At 63.2% G+C, this 17,453-nt stretch carries 16 protein-coding genes; 13 read left to right on the forward strand and 3 right to left on the reverse strand.

Annotated elements, in window-relative coordinates; translation table 11 throughout:
• Nucleotides 1-28 precede the first annotated feature (28 nt).
• From BDD18_RS21235 to BDD18_RS21275, 9 genes are all read left to right on the forward strand, one after another.
• On the forward strand, nucleotides 29-1,009 hold the full coding sequence (locus BDD18_RS21235) for an amidohydrolase family protein (protein WP_142085796.1): 981 nt from the start codon (nucleotides 29-31) through the stop codon (nucleotides 1,007-1,009).
• On the forward strand, nucleotides 1,006-1,899 hold the full coding sequence (locus BDD18_RS21240) for a DMT family transporter (protein WP_063460666.1): 894 nt from the start codon (nucleotides 1,006-1,008) through the stop codon (nucleotides 1,897-1,899). The genes BDD18_RS21235 and BDD18_RS21240 overlap by 4 nt, the downstream gene beginning before the upstream one ends.
• Nucleotides 1,900-2,060: 161 nt before the next feature.
• The gene (locus tag BDD18_RS21245) at nucleotides 2,061-3,461 is read left to right on the forward strand and encodes an aromatic ring-hydroxylating dioxygenase subunit alpha (protein WP_063460665.1); all 1,401 of its coding nucleotides are present in this window, start codon (nucleotides 2,061-2,063) and stop codon (nucleotides 3,459-3,461) included.
• A 37-nt stretch (nucleotides 3,462-3,498) separates the two neighbouring features.
• Nucleotides 3,499-4,068 (forward strand): aromatic-ring-hydroxylating dioxygenase subunit beta, encoded by a 570-nt coding sequence (locus BDD18_RS21250; RefSeq protein ID WP_063460664.1) that lies wholly within the window; start codon nucleotides 3,499-3,501, stop codon nucleotides 4,066-4,068.
• Nucleotides 4,069-4,101: 33 nt separating this feature from the next.
• Nucleotides 4,102-5,382, forward strand: coding sequence for a cytochrome P450 (locus BDD18_RS21255; RefSeq protein WP_060987181.1), 1,281 nt, complete (start codon nucleotides 4,102-4,104; stop codon nucleotides 5,380-5,382).
• 153 nt (nucleotides 5,383-5,535) lie between these two features.
• Nucleotides 5,536-6,846 (forward strand): amidohydrolase family protein, encoded by a 1,311-nt coding sequence (locus BDD18_RS21260; protein WP_142085798.1) that lies wholly within the window; start codon nucleotides 5,536-5,538, stop codon nucleotides 6,844-6,846.
• 60 nt (nucleotides 6,847-6,906) lie between these two features.
• Complete coding sequence (locus tag BDD18_RS21265) at nucleotides 6,907-7,821, forward strand: quinone oxidoreductase family protein (RefSeq protein ID WP_242421852.1); 915 nt, start codon at nucleotides 6,907-6,909, stop codon at nucleotides 7,819-7,821.
• Between the two features lie 184 nt (nucleotides 7,822-8,005).
• On the forward strand, nucleotides 8,006-9,406 hold the full coding sequence (locus BDD18_RS21270; protein WP_063460928.1) for an aromatic ring-hydroxylating dioxygenase subunit alpha: 1,401 nt from the start codon (nucleotides 8,006-8,008) through the stop codon (nucleotides 9,404-9,406).
• A gap of 42 nt (nucleotides 9,407-9,448) precedes the next feature.
• On the forward strand, nucleotides 9,449-9,985 hold the full coding sequence (locus BDD18_RS21275) for a 3-phenylpropionate/cinnamic acid dioxygenase subunit beta (RefSeq protein ID WP_063460663.1): 537 nt from the start codon (nucleotides 9,449-9,451) through the stop codon (nucleotides 9,983-9,985).
• A gap of 14 nt (nucleotides 9,986-9,999) precedes the next feature.
• Here the strand turns inward: BDD18_RS21275 and BDD18_RS21280 are convergent, their stop codons facing one another.
• Nucleotides 10,000-10,740, reverse strand: a complete 741-nt coding sequence (locus tag BDD18_RS21280) for a DUF2889 domain-containing protein (RefSeq protein WP_063460662.1) — start codon at nucleotides 10,738-10,740, stop codon at nucleotides 10,000-10,002.
• 122 nt (nucleotides 10,741-10,862) lie between these two features.
• On the opposite strand from BDD18_RS21280, the gene BDD18_RS21285 reads away from it, so the two are divergent.
• A complete protein-coding gene (locus tag BDD18_RS21285; protein WP_060987175.1) occupies nucleotides 10,863-11,663 on the forward strand; it encodes an SDR family NAD(P)-dependent oxidoreductase in 801 nt (266 codons plus the stop codon).
• 17 nt (nucleotides 11,664-11,680) lie between these two features.
• On the opposite strand, the gene BDD18_RS21290 is transcribed toward BDD18_RS21285, so the two are convergent.
• Complete coding sequence (locus BDD18_RS21290) at nucleotides 11,681-13,312, reverse strand: ATP-dependent acyl-CoA ligase (protein WP_060987174.1); 1,632 nt, start codon at nucleotides 13,310-13,312, stop codon at nucleotides 11,681-11,683.
• Nucleotides 13,313-13,461: 149 nt separating this feature from the next.
• On the opposite strand from BDD18_RS21290, the gene BDD18_RS21295 reads away from it, so the two are divergent.
• Nucleotides 13,462-14,235 (forward strand): TetR/AcrR family transcriptional regulator, encoded by a 774-nt coding sequence (locus BDD18_RS21295; protein WP_082836424.1) that lies wholly within the window; start codon nucleotides 13,462-13,464, stop codon nucleotides 14,233-14,235.
• 35 nt (nucleotides 14,236-14,270) lie between these two features.
• On the opposite strand, the gene BDD18_RS21300 is transcribed toward BDD18_RS21295, so the two are convergent.
• On the reverse strand, nucleotides 14,271-15,290 hold the full coding sequence (locus tag BDD18_RS21300) for a universal stress protein (protein WP_170207445.1): 1,020 nt from the start codon (nucleotides 15,288-15,290) through the stop codon (nucleotides 14,271-14,273).
• Nucleotides 15,291-15,508: 218 nt separating this feature from the next.
• Here BDD18_RS21300 and BDD18_RS21305 point away from each other — a divergent pair, with 218 nt between their 5' ends.
• Together BDD18_RS21305 and BDD18_RS21310 are read left to right on the forward strand one after the other, a co-directional pair.
• A complete protein-coding gene (locus tag BDD18_RS21305; RefSeq protein ID WP_060987172.1) occupies nucleotides 15,509-16,597 on the forward strand; it encodes an amidohydrolase family protein in 1,089 nt (362 codons plus the stop codon).
• Nucleotides 16,594-17,439, forward strand: a complete 846-nt coding sequence (locus BDD18_RS21310) for a fumarylacetoacetate hydrolase family protein (protein ID WP_060987171.1) — start codon at nucleotides 16,594-16,596, stop codon at nucleotides 17,437-17,439. The genes BDD18_RS21305 and BDD18_RS21310 overlap by 4 nt, the downstream gene beginning before the upstream one ends.
• Nucleotides 17,440-17,453 lie beyond the last annotated feature (14 nt).

Raw genomic sequence — 17,453 nt, forward strand, 5'->3', positions numbered from 1 at the left:
ACGCCCCGCACACCTGCTGACTCCTGGAATGCTTAACCGCCACGATTTCTGGGGGCCTTTCATGAAGATGCAGGGGTTCACCGTCGGGCACTTCGCGCTGGGAACCAAGCAAAAATCGAAGGCCGCCTCGGACCAGCAGGCGGAGGCGAACCTGCTGGCAAAGATGACGCATGCCGCGCGCCGCGAACTGATGGCCCAGCGCGGCGTGGACCAGATAGTGGTGTCCACGCCCTCGCATGCATTCATGTACTGGGCGGACGACTTCGGAAGCGAATACGCGCGCATCTGCAACGACGAGATGTCCGCCTACTGCGCCCAGGACCCGGCGCACTTTGCTTTCTGGGCACACGCCAACCTGGCCGATCCGGTGGCGGCTGCACGCGAGATCGAGCGCGCCGTCACGCAACTCGGGGCCAAGGGGGTCTGCGTGGGGGGCGCCAATTTCAAGGGCCTGCAGGCCTACAGCGAGGAATTGTTCCCCGTTTGGGAGGCTGTCACGCGGCTGGATGTGCCACTGATGGTGCATGGTTACAACCAGTCCGTATGGTGGGGCGACAAGCATGCGGAAGACCGTTTCGAGACCACCTCGATCGTGGGCGATTGCGTCGATGAAACCCTATTCTTCTGGTACCTGATCTGCGGCGGCGCGCTGGACGTGTTCCCCACGCTGAAAACCTACATCAACCACGCCGGTGGCATGGCGGTGTTCCAGCTCGGGCGCCTGGCCGAGCTGAACAAGTCGATGGCGCCCGACGCACGCAACAAGCGCCCGTTCATGGACTACCTGTCCAACTTCTGGTTCGACCTGGACGTGCACCATCCGGCGCTGCGCCGCGCCGTGGTGGAGGTGGTGGGTGCCGATCAGATCCTCTACGGCACCAACTTCGGGGGGGCCTACGACAATGGCGACCTGACCGCCGGACTGGGCCTTTCCGACGCCGACGTGGCCAAGATCCGCAGCGGGAATGCGCGCCGCCTGCTGAAGCTCGATACCTCCGTCGCGGCATGACGGGTTTTGTCCTGAGCCGACGCCAGGTCTGGCTGCTCGTGTTCGTCACCCTGTTCTGGGGGGTGAATTGGCCCATCATGAAATCAGCCGTCGGCGCCTATCCCGCGATGGCGTTCCGGGCCTGGTCCATGGTATTGGGCCTGCCGTGCCTGTGGGTGGGACTGAAGCTGCTGCGGGTGCCCCTGCAGGTGCCACGACGGTACTGGGGCGAGTTGCTGCTGCTGGCAACCACCAACATGGTGGCCTGGCACCTGTGTCTGATGTGGGCTTTGCCGGGCCTGAGTTCCGGCCGGGCGGCGATCATCGGCTACACCATGCCCGTGTTTTCGGCGCTCTGGGGCATGTTGCTGTATCGCCAGCGCCTGTCCCGGCCGCAATGGGTGGGCGTGGGAAGCGCTACTGCAGGCGTGGTGTTGCTGCTGTGGCATGAATTCTCGCGCCTCAGCGGGGTTCCCTTGGCCGGGCTCACCCTGCTGGCCGGAACCGCGGTGTGGGCCCTGGGAACCCAGCAACTGCGGCGCAGCGCCATGGATGTGCCTGTGCTCGCGATCGGGTTCTGGATGACGGCGATCACGACAGTCGCGGTTCTGCTGTATGTGGGGAGCACCGATGGCCTGCCCGCGAACCAGCCTTCGCCACGGGTCTGGGCAGCGATCGCCTACAACGCACTGTTGATTTTTGGGTTTTGCCACGTGGCGTGGTTCGCCCTGGCCCGCGCCTTGCCGCCAGTCGCAGCGAGTGTCAGCATTTCCCTGATCCCCGTGCTCGGGCTGCTGTCGGGCGCGCTGTGGCTGAACGAGGCGCTGCATTGGCAAGACGGGGCCGCGGTGCTCTTGATCATGCTGGCGATTGGCGTTGCCTTGCATCCGGCGGGAACGGAGACTTCTTGAAGGCGCCTTTCACGGCCATCCCCCCCCCTGGTAATTTGCGATAGATCAACAGGGCAGGCGTTTCGGCTTCGGGTAAACCTCTAGAAGTTGAACGCAAATAGAAAAACTGTCCTAAATTGTCTCCATGCCGGCAATCGTGCCGGTCCCAAGGAGACGATGAAATGTTGACGCGTAGCAATCCGGTGTTGTCCGACGGAACCAGGATCTCGGACCTCATCAATCTGGACACCCGTGAAGTGAAGATGCGGGTCTTGTCCGATGCCGAGCTGTACCAGCTCGAGATGGAAAAGATCTTCGCCAAGACCTGGGTCTTCCTGGCCCATGAAACGGAAATACCCAACTCGGGAGATTTCGTCCAGCGGGATATGGGTTCGGATTCGGTACTCGTCACGCGTGACCGCGAGGGCCAGGTGCACGTGGTGCTCAACGTCTGCACCCACCGGGGCATGAAGGTCTCCACGCTGGACGTGGGCAACACCCAGGCCCACATGTGCATCTACCACGGCTGGGCATTCAAGCCCAATGGGGACTTCATCGGCGCCCCCGTCGACAAGGAGTGCATGCACGGGAAGATGATGAGCAAAGAGCAACTCTCGCTCACCAAGGCCCGCGTGGCGGTCTACGGCGGCATGATTTTCGCCACCTGGAACCTCGACGGCCCTTCCTTCGACGAGTTCCTGGGAGACGCAAAGTTCTACTACGACACCATGTGGTGCCGTACCACCAGTGGCATGGAGGTTTTGGGGCCGCCGCAGCGCTTCATCATCAAGGCCAATTGGAAGACAGCTGCCGAGCAGGGGGCATGCGATGGCTATCACACGCTGACCCTGCACCGCTGGCTGGGTGAGATCGGCCCCTATGCGAAGAAGCCCAATGCCGAAGGAGGTGGGGCGGACCTGACACCGGAAATGTATGGCGTTGAAGTCTGGACTGACCATGGCCACACCATGCGTTGTATCGATCTGGGCCGTAAGGTTCACCGGATCACAGGCAGGGATCCAGCCGAGCTTTCGGCCCAGGAAAAGCTCACTGTCCTGCCCCCCCCGGGCTTGACGGCCGAGATGATCCCCGATGTGGTGAGCCGCCTCTCGCCTGAGCAGATCGAGATCATGAGCTCCAACCCGCCGCAAGTGGGCAACTTCTTTCCCAACGGACTGTTCGAGTTCATCTACCTGCCGACGGCCGATGGCAAGGTGACGGGCGCGATGGCCCTGCACACCTATGTGCCCATGGGGCCGGATAAGTTCATGTTCATGAACTGGATCCTGGCAGAAAAGGATACGCCGCCCGAGCAGAAGGCCGCGATGCTGCGCATTTCCTGCCAGTTCCTGGGCACTTCCGGCATGGTGGAGCAGGACGACTCGGACACCTGGCCGCACCAGACCATCGTCTCCAAAGGGGCGATGAGCAAGAACATCACGCTCAAATACCAAGCCAAGTATGAGACCGGCAAGCCTGACGGCTGGCCGGGTCCCGGTCATGTTGGCAGCGGCTTCACCAAGGACGACACCAACTGGAGCTTCTGGCAGTACTGGCACGAGCTGATGACTCGCGAGTCTTGAGCCGCCGATGCCAACCCTTCACCACCAGGAGATCACCATGCTTGCCAACCTGCTCGAACCCACACCTCTGCCATCCACCGTGCGCGGCAACCGCATGCCTGTCGGCAGTCCCCTTTACAACGAATGCGTCGAATTCCTCATTGACGAGGCGGAGATGCTCGATGAACTGCGCTTTGACGAATGGCGCGCGCTGCTGGCGCAGGACATCGAATACAACGTCCCGCAGCGCTTGACACGCCCTGTGCGCATGCAGGACGGCACGACCATTCGAACCGTTCAGCACATGCACGACAACTATGCCTCGTTGATGCTGCGCGTGCGCCGTATCACGGAAACCCGCAGCGCCTGGTGCGAAGACCCTCCCTCGCGCACGCGCCGGATGGTCAGCAACGTGCGCGTCTACAAGACCGACAAGCCGAATGAATTCAAGGTGCAGAGCTACATGCTTCTCACCCGGAACCGATTCGATTTTGACTATTTTGACCTGATCCCCTGCGACCGCCATGACGTGTTGCGCAAGGAGGGCGGCGCCTTGCAACTGGCGCGGCGCGAGGTCCTGATTGACCAATCCGTGCTCGGCACGCCCAACCTCGGCATTTTTCTGTGACCTGCGGTGTCGCCTTCCACCTTTGAGGAAAAAATGAAAACCACCTATCGTTCCGAGAAGCTCGAAGAGGCTTTCGCTGCACTTTCGGCCAACTACCGAGGGACCGACATCGACCTGTACGCGGTGTGCCGCGACAGGCGCGCGACGTCGCCGGTCGCGACCGGCGACTTCATGAACAGCATCGGCGTGCCCACGCATGCCGGTGCCAACCACGGCCACCCGACCTTCACCCTGTTCAAGTACAACGACGTCAAGAACGTGCTGCAGGACTCCGCCACCTTCAACAGCCGCTTCATGGCCAAGGGCTTCGGCAGCTTTTTCAGTGCCGACGGACTGGTCATCACGGCCATGGATGGCGAGGCGCACCGCAAGGCCCGCGGGCTGCTGCAGCCGGTGTTTGCACCCGATGCCGTGCTGCCCTGGCGCGCCGCGATAGAGCACCAGATCCGCGACGAGTTCATCCTGCCCCTGGTGCCCGACAAGCGCGCCGACCTGCTGGACTTCGGCCTGTACTTCCCGATCCGCGTCATCTACGGATTGATCGGCTTTCCCGACGAGGAACTGGGCAATTTCTACGAGTACGCGGCGATGGGCCTGACCGTGCTGGCTGGCCCGAAGATCGACCCGGCCGAGGAGGCCGCGTCCCGCGAGCGCGCGATGAAGGCCACCAACACCTTGTATGAGACCGTGATGGCGCTGGTCAAGCGCCGCCGCGCCGAAGGAGCTCCCGGAGACGACCTGGTGTGCCGCCTGCTGCGCGCCGAATTCGAGGGGCGCAAGCTCGACGACCACGAAATCACGACCTTCGCGCGTTCGATGGTGGCCGCCGGCGGCGAAACCACCACCCGGACCTTCAGCTCAATCATGACGCTGCTGCTGCAGCGTCCCGCCCTGGTCGAACGGGTCCGCAACGATCGCAGCCTGGTGTCCAAGCTGATCGACGAGGGGGTGCGCTTCGAGCCCGTGTCCACCGTCAAGGTGCGCCAGGCCGTTCGCGATGTCGAGATCCGGGGCGTGCAGATCCCAAGGGATGCGATGGTGCAGTGCGTGGTCGCCTCCGCCAACCGCGACGAAGAGATCTTCGATAACAGCGACACCTTCGACATCGACCGCCGCCAGAAGCCGTCCTTCACCTTCGGCTTCGGCCCGCACATGTGCATCGGCCAGTACCTGGCGAAGATGGAGCTTTCCATCGCCATCAACGCGGTGCTCGACCTGTTCCCCAACATCCGGCTCGATCCGGATCGCCCCGCGCCCGTGATCGCCGGCAGCATGCTGCGCGGCGCGTCCTCTGTGCCCGTGATCTGGGACTGAAGCCCCAGGCCGTCAAATCAGCCGCACGGTATTCCCCGCCGGACGTGCCCGCCGCGATGTGCGGCGCGGCCGGCGCGGCGCAGATTCCCGATCGTCCCAGGCGCGATCGGGGTTTCATCTTTTGTTTGCATATTCCTTTATCTGGAGTCCATCATGAAACTCGACGACCTCATTCTTGTCAGCGTTGACGACCACGCGATCGAGCCGCGCGGGGCTTTTGATCGCCACATGCCAGCCAAATTCAAGGGCCGCCAGCCCAAGGTGGTTCAAAGCAGGGGCCGTGACGTCTGGGTCTTCGAAGACCGCGCGACAGGCTACATGGGCCTGAACTCCGTGGTGGGGCGCCCCAAGGACGAATACGGCATGGAGCCTTTGGGCTACGAGCACATGCGCCGCGGGACGTGGGACATCAAGGCCCGGGTGGACGATATGAACGCCAATGGTGTGCTGGGCTCCATCTGCTTCCCGACCTTTCCCGGTTTCGCGGGGCAGCGCTTCCAGCAGTACAGGGATGCGCGGGAGGTTTCGTTCGCCGCCATCCAGGCCTACAACGACTGGCACCTGCACGACTGGTGCAATGCAGCGCCGGGGCGGTTCATTCCGCTGAGCCTGATTCCATGGTGGGATGGTGAACTGGCTGCCCAGGAGATCCGCCGCATGGCCAAGCTGGGGGTTCACGCGATCTCCCTCTCGGACAACCCCGCGCTGCATGGGTTCCCCTCGATCCACTCCGACCATTGGGATCCGGTGTGGAAGGCTTGCGCGGACAATGACGTGGTGATCTGCTGCCACATCGGCACCGGCGTCAAGGCCGAGCATGCCTCGGACCTCACGCCGATCGATGCCTGGATCACCTCGATGCCGATCTCGATCGCCAACTCGGCCGCCGACTGGATATGGGCCCCCATGTGGAAGAAGTACCCCAATCTGCGCATGGCCCTCTCCGAGGGCAGCATCGGATGGATTCCATACCTGCTGGAGCGTGCCGACTTCACCTACCGGCACCATCACGAGTGGACCATGACGGACTTCGGCGGCGGCAAGCCCAGCGACGTCTTCAGGCAGCACATCATCACCTGCTTCATCGAAGACGAGTTCGGCTTGCGCAATCTGGCCGACATCGGCGAAGACAAGGTGACCTGGGAGTGCGACTACCCGCACTCCGACTGCACCTGGCCGGGTTCGCCGGAGATCTTCCATGCGCAGACCCGGCACCTGACGGACGCGCAGATCGACAAGATCGGCCACCTCAACGCCATGCGCGAGTTCTCCTACGACCCGTTCTCCATCCTGGGACGCGAGAACTGCACCGTGGGAGCGCTGCGGGCGCAGGCCAAGCACGTGAGTGTCGAACCGATGCTGGGCATGGGGGGGGCCAAGCCGGTGCGGCAGACGGGCAAGTCGGTGACCTCGGGCGACATCAACAAGATGTTCGCTGATGCGGACGCAGAGACCGCGCTGTAGCCTTTGGGAGCATCAGATGAGCCATCTCTACGATCTGGGGGCTGCATGATGCGGGCGGCCGTGATTGCCGAGCGCGGACTGCCGCCGGTTCTGCAGGACTTTCCCGAACCACAGGCTCGCGAGGGCGCGACCTTGATCAAGGTCGATACCGCGGGGCTGGGAGGCTGGGATGTTCTGGGGGCCTACCGCCTGGGCGTGCAATTCCCGTGCGTGATTCGGGGCGAGGGGGTAGGCCACGCCCCGGACGGGCGCCGGGTCTATTTCGGCGAGCGCTCGGTGGCGCCCTTCGGGGCCTGGGCCGAACGCACCTTGGTACCTACCGAAGAGGTGTGGGACGTTCCCGACGATGTCGACGATGCGCTGGCCATCACCATGGGCATCGCGGGCACCGGCGCACTGCTGCCGCTGGAACAGGCCCGCATCCAGCCTGGCGAAACCGTGCTGATCTTGGGGGCCACGGGAACGCTCGGGCAGCTCGCCCTGCAGCTCGCGCGCATTCTGGGCGCTGGCCGTGTGGTGGGGGCGGCCCGCGATGCGGCCGCCCTGGAGCGCTTGCGCGCGCGGGGCCTGGCCGACGCGGTGGTGGCCCTGGGCGGCACCGACGATGCCGTGGCCCTGAAGGCCGTGGCGGGCGAGGGGTTCGACGTGGTTCTCGACGGCGTATGCGGTGCGCCCATGCTCGCGGCGCTGAAGGCCACGCGCTGGGGCGCGCGCATCCTCACCGTCGGCACGGGGGGCGGGCGCGAAGTGAAGCTCGATATCGCCGACCTGCTGTTCCGCACGCTCAGTTGCGTGGGTACGGGGCAGCGCTCGGCCAGCGATCGCGAGGCCACCTGGCGCCGGCTCCTGCGGATGGCGCACGAGCATCGCATCACCTTTGACCATGTCGGGTATCGCTTCGACCAGATGCCGGACGCCTGGGCAAGCCAGGTGGCGGGGCCACATGCCAAGATCACCGCTTCTCTCAAGGCCTGATCGGAATTCGGCACGAACCAGAAGGATGGCGCGGATGCCAGGCTGGGAGGGTATGCGCGAACCTAGTGTTAACCCTGGTTTTTGGCGGCATTTGGGCCACTGGAACGGGCTTTATATGTACAGACTTTGCTAGGTTGTTTATATTTCGTCCCCACAGCTGCCCAAACAGATGAAGGAGACACGCATGCTAAGCCCCACCCCCCCCACGCTTTCCGATGGAACCAAGGTCGTTGATCTGGTCAATGTGAACACACGGGAGGTGCAGATGCGCGCGCTCTCGGACCCCGAGCTCTACGAGCTGGAGATGGAGCGGATCTTCGGCAAGATCTGGGTTTTCCTCGGCCATGAGTCCGAGATTCCCAACTCGGGGGACTTCGTCACTCGCGACATGGGTTCCGACTCGGTGCTGGTCACGCGCGATAAGTCGGGCGAGGTTCACGTGCTTCTCAACCTGTGCACGCACCGGGGCATGCGGGTTTCGACCCTGGATGCGGGCAACACGCAGATCCACACCTGCATCTACCATGGCTGGGCTTTCCGTCCGAACGGAGCCTTTCTCGGCGCGCCGGTCGAGAAGGAGACGATGCACGGCAAGATGATGAGCAAGGAGGAACTGGGGTTGAAGAAGGCCCGGGTCACCTTGTATGGCGGGCTGATCTTTGCAACCTGGAACATCGATGGCCCCTCGTTCGAGGAATTCCTTGGCGACGCCAAGTGGTACTACGACATCCTTTTCAAGCGCACCGACAAAGGCATGGAAGTGCTGGGGCCGCCGCAGCGCTTCACGGTGCGTGCCAACTGGAAGGCAGCAGGGGAGCAGTCTGCCGCCGACGGCTACCACACGCTGACCCTGCACCGCTGGCTTGGCGAGGTCGGCAACTATTCCAAGAAGGGCGAAGGGGAGGGCAGCGGTGGCGACCTGAGCCCAGAGATGTACGGGGTGGAAGTCAGTTCGCCGCACGGGCACGCGTTGCGATGCATCGACCTGGGGCGGAAGATTCGCCGCATGACCGGGCTCGATCCCGACGTGCTGAGCGTGGACGAAAAGCTCAATGCGCTCCCGCCAGCCGGCATGACGAAGGAGATGGTCGAGCAGCTCAAGCGCAACCTCACGCCCGAACAGCTGCATGTGCAGACCAGCATGCCGCCGCAGGTCGGCGGCATCTTCCCGAACGTGCTGTTTGGCTTCGTCTACATCCCACAGGCCGATGGCTCGGTGGTCGGCTCGATGACCATGCATGCCTACGTCCCGAAGGGGCCCGACAAGCTGGAGTTCGTGAACTGGATCTTTGCGGAAAAGGACGCCCCGCAGGAGTTGCGCGACAAGATGCTCAGGCAGACCATCCAGCTGTTTGGCACATCAGGCATGGTGGAGCAGGACGACTCCGACACCTGGCCGCACATGACCCTGGCCGCCAAGGGCGCGCAGGGCAAGAAGATGACCCTGAAGTACCAGGCTGTCTATGAAACCGGGGCGCCCAAAGGCTGGCCCGGCCCGGGCATCGTCAACGAAGGCTTCACCAAGGACGACACGCAGTGGCACTGGTGGTTGTACTGGCGCCAGCTCATGGGCGACGCGGTCTGATCCTTCCTTGCAACTCGATACCATCCAATCTCGGAGACTCCCATGAGTGAAGCCCAAGGCGCCCTGGTGCCTATCGGATCGCCGGTTTACAACCAGATCCTTCAATTTCTGTACGTCGAGGCGCGCCTGCTTGACGAAATCCGCCTCAAGGAATGGGGCGCCCTGCTCGCGCAAGACCTGATCTACTCCGCTCCCTTGAGGGAAACACGGCCGGTCAACCAGCAGGCGGCATCGGTGGTGCGCACCATGCAGCACTACCACGACGATTGGCGCTCCGTGATGGGGCGCATCGTGCGCCTTACCGGCACCAAGAGCGCCTGGGCGGAAGATCCACCATCGCGCACGCGCCGACTCGTGACCAACGTTCTGGTCGAAGAGACGGACAAGCCCCAGGAATACAGTGTGCGCAGCTATCTGCTAGTGACGCGCAGCCGGTTCAACTTCGATGAATACGACCTGATCAGCGCGGAACGCAGGGACATCCTGCGGGCTGATGGCGAGGGGTTCAAGCTGGCCAAGCGCGAGATCCTGCTGGACCAGGCCGTGCTGGGTACGCCGAATCTGGCCATCTTCCTTTGACCTCGCGCTTGCCTTCAAGCCTTGAACGCGAGCCATTCCTGGTCATCGCGGCATAGCTGGCCGGGCTGCCACGTGAAATTCCAGGTCGAGCCCACTTGGCGCAAAGCCAGAGGGGCTCTTCCAGGCTGCTGCGCATAGCAGGCCCCGGTCGTTCTGGCATGGCGCTGTGCATCGAGGGGACGATTCTTCCCCATGGAAATCACGGCACATCGCCGCAATACCAGTGCTGCTTCGGCCATGTCTTCGGTCAGGTGGGCAAACGCCCAGCGCGCCATGCCCTGGCGCAACCCGATGCCTTCGTAAGGGGGAGGCCCTACGATGTCCAGGTCCTGGATATCCCAGGCCAGCAGCCGGATGCCGTCGCGATCGAGGGTCGCGTATGTGCGTCCTTCGATTCTCAGTGGCACCTCGATGTCATAACGGCGTCGCGGCAGGGCCCGGGACGCGGCGGCCGCGGCCAGGCCGCTGAGTTCCAGCATGTGGGTGCATTGCTCGCTGGGATCGACTTGGCGCATCACGCCGTGAGCGCTTGTCGCAGGGGGAGTGCCGACCAGCTGTTGGAGTTGGCCAGCCGCCGAAGGACACAGGCTGTAAGGGTGGCGAGGAGCTTCGCCACGCACGAAGGCGATGAGCCCATCCCGGACGACGAGTTCGACCCGGAAATGATGGAAGTCATCCTCCAGCGCGGCCCGGCAGCGAAAGCCGGCTTCCACGGGATCGGTTGCGATCAGAATGCGGCGTCGGAATACAGGCATGGGTACTTTCTTTCGGGGCCTCTGCCGTCGGCTGGCAACGCGCGAAGCCTGATTTTTCCGGCTGACACGAAGTGTCTTAAAGTGTACGATAAAAAGAATTCTGTCTAATATAAGGAGATTCAATGGGCTTGCTGAAAGACAAGGTGGCGCTGATCACCGGAGCGGGCGGTGGTATCGGACGCGGCATTGCACGCTGCTATGCGCGAGAAGGCGCTGCGGTACTGATTGCCGAGCTCGATCCCGTGACCGGCGCCGAGGCCGAGGCCGAACTCCAGCAGATGGGCGCGCGCGCCCTGTTCGTGCCCACCGACGTGCTCCGCAAGGACAGCGTGGAAGCCGCTATTCAGGCCGCAGCGGATAGCTTTGGCGGGCTCGACATTCTCATCAACAATGCCTTCGTCCCATCCGAGAACGTGTTGCTGGAGGACAAGACGGATGCGATGCTGGAGCGTACGCTGACATCTACCGTCTGGGCGTCCTGGTGGGCCATGCGCGCTGCCTTGCCGCACATGCGTGCGCGCGGTGGTGGGCGCATCATCAATTTCACGTCGATCGACGTGGACATCGGAGCCTGGCAGCATGCCGACTACAACACGGGCAAATCCGGTGTCGTCGGACTGACGCGCAGCGCGGCGGCCGAATGGGGCCGGTTCAACATCACTTGCAACGCCATTGCACCGACAGCCATGGGGGCGACATTCCATAAGCTGGCCGCCGAAATCCCCGGTTTCGCCGAGCGCTCGGCCGCCGCCCGGCCCATGGGTCGCTCGGGTGATCCGGAACTGGATATCGGGCCAGTGGCCGTCTTTCTGGGCTCGGAGATGGCGCGGTTCGTGACTGGAATCACCATGCACGTGGACGGTGGGCTGCATTTGCCAGGCTACAACTCGCGCCCGGCCCATGTGCCGGTGCGCGAATACTGATGCACCGGAGACAGGCTTCAGCGCTTGGTGACCTGTATGCCGCTGGTTTCCTGGTCCCAGGTGGCCGGTGTGCAACCTTGGTCGCGCAGTTCATACTTCAGAACCCGCCCCTGGGGGTTCTTGGGAAGGCTGTCGCGGAATTCGATGTAACGCGGCAGGGCGTAGTAGGGGACGGCGTCGATGGCCCACTGGAAAAGATCCTCGGGCGCCAGCGCCATGCCAGGGCGCAGCATGGCGGTCACCTTGACGTCGTCTTCCCCCTTGTCGGACGGGACGGCGTGCACGGCGACTTCGGCCAGGGCCGGGTGGCGGGCGAAGGCAGCCTCCATCTCGAAGCTGGAGATGTTTTCGCCGCGTCTGCGCAGGTAGTCTTTCTTGCGATCAACGAAATAGAAAAAGCCTTGCTCGTCGAACTTGCCAATATCCCCGGTGTGCAGCCAGAGGTTGCGCATGATCTTCAGCGTGTCTTCCGGCCTGCGCCAGTAGCCCATGAACATGATGTCCGGGCGCAGCGGCCGCACCACGATTTCGCCAGAAGTCCCGGTCGGCACTTCCCGGTCGAGGTCGTCCACGATGCGCACGTCGAAATCGGGAATGCGCTTTCCAGACGAACCGGGTGCGGCATACTCGCCACCGGCCAGCGAAGTGATCACTGCCGCTTCGGTGAGGCCATAGCCGTTGCCGCCCACCTGTTTCGCGCCGAAGCGTTCGCGCCAGATGGATTTGACTTCCTCCGTGAACGGATTGCCCCGCACTGTATGGATCTGCCCCTTGCAGCGCCGCCCGGCCTCGGTATCCGGCGCGTTGGCCAGCATCGCCCCCATGCTGCCCAGGATGGAGGCGATGGTGGCACCGCTGCGCTCCACTTCGGGCCAGAAGTTCGACACCGAAAAACGCGGAACGAAAGCGACGCGGGCGCCGACCAGAATCGATGCCAGCACGCCCACGCACATGGCGTTCATGTGGAACAGCGGCAGGGGCGTGATCGTGACGTCGTTTTCGTTGGCCGGCCCGGCGCGCAGTTGCAGACGCGCCAGATTGCACATGTAGTTGTAGCTGATCATGCAGCCCTTGGACGGTCCGGTCGTGCCCGAGGTGTAGATGAGGCAGGCCAGTTCCCAGGGCTGGGGTTTGCGCTCGAACGCGCTGTCATCGCTGCCGCGGTGTTCGTCGAGCGAGGCCAGGGGCAGGGTGCCGCACTGCCTGTCGCCGGGCGTTCCCCGGGTCAGGACCTGCTGCACGTCCGGCAACCCGTCCGAAACCGCCGCGATGCGTTCGGCATACGCAGCCTCGCAGACCACGAGCGCCGCGCCAGCATCGGCAATCTGGTGGCGCAGGAATTCACCCTTGAGCGCGGTGTTGATGGGTACGCTGACGGCGCAGAGCTTATTGATGGCGAACCAGCACAGCACGGCATCGATGTTGTTGTCGAGCATCGTCACGACCGTCTGGCCGGGTTGCACGCCCAGCGCCGCGAACGCATGGGCCAAACGGGTCGACTGGCGATCCACTTCGCCGTAGGTATGGAGTTCACCCGAGAAGTCGAGCAACACCCGGTCGGAATGTTTGGCTACCGCGCGTTCGAGCGCCGCAATGACCGTATCTTGTTGACCGAGGGACCACGTGTCGGGATTGCCGATTCCTGCCATGCAAAACGCTCCAAGCCACACCCAAGGATGCAAAAAATTCTAGATAAAGATGAGAATTCTATATTTAGATTTTTCACCGCGCGTGCTGGTAAACCCTTGGCCGCATCGCCAAGCGCCGAATCTCTCACTGAACCTCAGAAAGCATGGAAATGACCCTCAAGAGCACGAACAAGCAAGCCGCAGTCGCATCGAAAGCGGTTGGCAAGCCCCGTCGCAGGGTGGTGGATCGTGGCGTTGCGGCGCCTGTTGTGCAGAAACCTGCGGCGGCTGTCGCCATGGTGGAGAAGAAGAGCCCGGTGGCCGCAGAGACAGGGCCGGTTGGCGTACGCCGTGGGCGCAGCAACCGGCGTTCCGAGCAAACGATTGCGAACATCCTGATGGTCACCGAGAACATCGTGCTGAAATCTGGCGCCGAGCGGATCTCGATACTCGATGTCTGCCGCGAGGCGGGTATTTCCCGCGGCACGTTCTATCGCTATTTCGCGTCTCAGGATGAACTGCTGGATGCGTTTGCCCGTCACAAACGCGAGCAGTTCCATGTCACCTTGGCAGAGGCCGTCCAACCCTACCAGGACCCCGACGAGCGCTTCGACGCGTTGATTCGCTACCTGGACCACTACTTGGAGCATGGCCGCGCGCGCCGGTTGCTGGTCGCCGCACCGGAATACGCCCTTGGTTTCTTTCGCCGCATCTTCCACGACTCGGTGGTCCGGTTCCAGGACGTTCTCGGCTCTGTTTTCGATGCCTGGGAGGCTCGTTTTGGCGTCAAGGTGGATCGGGAACTGGTATGCGAACTCCTGATCCGCTATGTGTTGAGCGAGCAACTGGTGCCGGGGGATGCTGATCGCAAGACGTTGCCCCGGCGCATTGGCCGAATGGTGGAGGCCCTGGCCACAGGTGCACCCCCCCGCGCTAGGCGGTGAATTGTCTCCTGCGGCAGTGGCATGCACCCGTCACCCTATTGCAGGGCGGTAGCGATGCGCGCGAACAATTGCCTCATCGGCATCTCGGGGGAGTGGCTGAAAAGGGGGTCGTGGTGCGCGGAAAAGGCTTTGTAGACAACTGACCAGTCGGCGCTGGTCAGATGCCGGCGTGCAGCCGGGAAAATGACGGTCTCCTCCAGGGACATGTGCTCCCAGACCGCGCCGCTCAGGCGCTGGACGGCAGCGGTGACTGCTTCCGCGGCGTCTGCATCTCCATGCCCGTGACGGGCGAGGGTGGTGAACAAGGCATCGATCAAGGTGTTTTCCAGCACATGCTGCCGTTCCAGTTCGTCCAGCACTGCATTGTGTTCGCTCGTGCGCTGCCGGAGCAGGCGGAAGATGAAGGCCTCTTCCTTGGGGTGGTGCAGCCTCGTCGGAAACTGGCGCAGGTAGTCAGCCATTTGCCGCATCAGCGCCACGTCGGGAATCGTGCCATCGATACGCCCTGCGCGATCCAATTGCTGCAGGCCGGTGAGTACCGCAGCGATGGAACGATGTTCTCCCGCCACGATGGCGAGCGCGCGGTTCGCGTCGGCCTGCTCGTCATTCGACTCGATGCTGGCCACATGCACGGGAAGGTTGGCGATTTGCAGCAGCTGGCGGGTCACGCTGCTGTGCAGCCAACCCCGCAAGCCAGGCACGCGGCCGTGGGAACTCACGAAGAGCAGATCGCAGGCGTGCCGTTGCGCCGCTTCGAGAATGGCCTGGGCCGGATGGTCGCTGACGAGCGCATCCGTCGAGCATTCGACGCCGCCGATCCTCGCGGCCGTGGCCGCCTTGAGCAGCACCGCATGTCGGGGCATGTCGCTTTCGGCGGTGAAGGCTTGGCGGTCGAGCGAATGCAGCATGGAGCCTTCGCCGGTGGCGGCCAGATCGGGGGCCGCGTGGAAAAAGGTGATCCGGGCCCCCAGTGCCCGCGCAAAGCTGACCGACTGGGTGACGGTTGCCATTCCCAGCGGGGTGTCGTCCAGGGCGACGAGTAGGTGTTTGTACATAAAGAGCTCCATGCAAGACAGTCTTCAGGGTGCCTGTAGCGGCTGTGTCGTCGCCTCAGTGTTTGCGATAACTTGAACAGAATCTCTGTTTTTGATTAATATCGCATTGACGCAGTGCAAACGCATGCCGGATTTCTGGCGGCTGTCACTGCTTCAGTAGCACGCGAACGACATCTGCACCGGCCCTTGGGGCCGTGCCCGAACCTGAAAGAATCATCATGCTGATCGACCTCCACGCCCATGCCCCGCTACCGGGGTACTACAACCAGCATCCGTTTTGGGGGCCGTTCTTTGAGCGGCACCCGGATGGCGACGTCAAGCTTCGCGTTGGCCATTGGGTGCTGCGCCTGGGCTCGCCCGAACGCAAGGCAGCGGTTCGTGCCGGGAAGGGACCGAGCGTCGAGGAATACATGGCCCGTTGGGCGGATCCGAAGAACCGCCTCAATGGCATGGATGCCGCAGGGCAGAATGCGCAGGTGCTGTCGGTGCCTTCGCACTGCTACATGTACTGGGCCGACCCCGAGTTCTCGGTGCGCTTCGCCACCAAGGTCAACGATATCCTTGCCGACTACTGCTCGGCCGCGCCGGATCGCTTGATGTTCTGGGCCCATGCGCCGCTGAATGCGCCGCACGACGCAGCCAAGGAAATCCGCCGCGCCTGCACCGAACTCGGCGCGAAGGGCCTGGTGGCCGGCGGCGCGAACTTCGGCGGGTTGGAGGCGGATTCGCCGCAGCTCGACGTCGTCTGGAAAACGATGTGCGACCTCGATCTGCCGATCTTCATCCACGGCTACAACCAATCGGTCACCTGGGGCATGCAGGCCGACCATGACCAGTACGAAACCACGGCCATCGTCGGCATGAACTACGACGAGACGCGCTTCTTTTGGTATCTGATCAATGGCGGCGTTCTGGATCGCTTCCCCAATCTCAAGGTCTACATCACCCATGGCGGCGGGTACATCCCGTACCAGCTCGGCCGCCTGGCCCAGACCAACCGCAATCTCGACGTGGCGTTCAACAAGAAGCCGGTCGAGGAGTATCTGAAGAACTTCTGGTTCGACGTCGAATTGCACGAAGTGCCGATGCGCCAGGCACTGATTGACATCATTGGTGCCGATCGCGTTCTGTATGGCAGTAACTTCGGCGGCAGCGACGCCGTTCGCCACGACCTGACCGATGGCCTGCGCCTGTCGGACGACGATCTGCAGAAGATTCGCTGGAAGAATGCGTGCGAGCTGCTGCACCTGGATCCTGCCAAGCTGGGCAAGCCCGCCGTCCAACCTGCTGCCAGAGTCGCTGCATGAAGCTCGCACGCTGCACCGATGGCGGTGCCCCGTTCTGGGCGCTGGTCGATACCGAACGCGACGAACTGCGCCCGATCGAGGGCGGGGTCTCTGATTGGGGTCCGGCTATCACGCGCGGCGAGGGGGAGGCTGCGCTGCGCTTCCGTGGCGCCGTGCGTGCGCTCGACTCGGTGCGGCTTCTGCCACCCATCGAGAAGACCAACCGGGTGGTGGTCGCTGGGGCCAACTACGCCAAGCATCTCGCGGCCGACTTCGGCATCAAGAGCCACAGCCAGCCTATCGCCTTCCTGAAGGCCCATGGCGCGCTCATCGGGGCGAACGACGCATTGCGCTACCCGCCCCTGACGCAGGAGCTGGATCACGAGGTGGAACTGGTGGCCGTGATCGGCGACACGGTCAACCGCGATGACCCCATCTCCAGCGTGCTGGGATACACCGTGGGCAACGACGTGAGCTCGCGCGATCTGCAGCGCAGCGGACCGCCCGGTGTCGGAATGGATCTGTTTGCGGCCAAGAGCGGTGACCAGACCACGGGCCTCGGCCCGTGGATCGTGACGCGCGATGAGTTTGCGCGCGAGGGAAAGCTGTCGCTGCGCCTGCTGCTGCGCGTGAATGGGGAAATTCGCCAGGACGGCGACACGGCCGAGATGACCTGGGATGTCGCGGAACTGGTGAAGTTCGTGGACGAGCGCTCGCGTTTCGAGAGCGGCGATGTCATGTTCACCGGCTCGCCGGCCGGCACGGGGCAGGGTTCCGGCAAGTTTCTCAAGCCCGGTGACGTGGTCGAGGCCGAGATTCCCGGCATCGGTCTGTTGCGCAACATCGTCACGACAGCCCAATAAGCAATCAGGGAGAC

The sequence above is a fragment of the Acidovorax temperans genome (assembly GCF_006716905.1).
Classification (GTDB): domain Bacteria; phylum Pseudomonadota; class Gammaproteobacteria; order Burkholderiales; family Burkholderiaceae_C; genus Acidovorax; species Acidovorax temperans.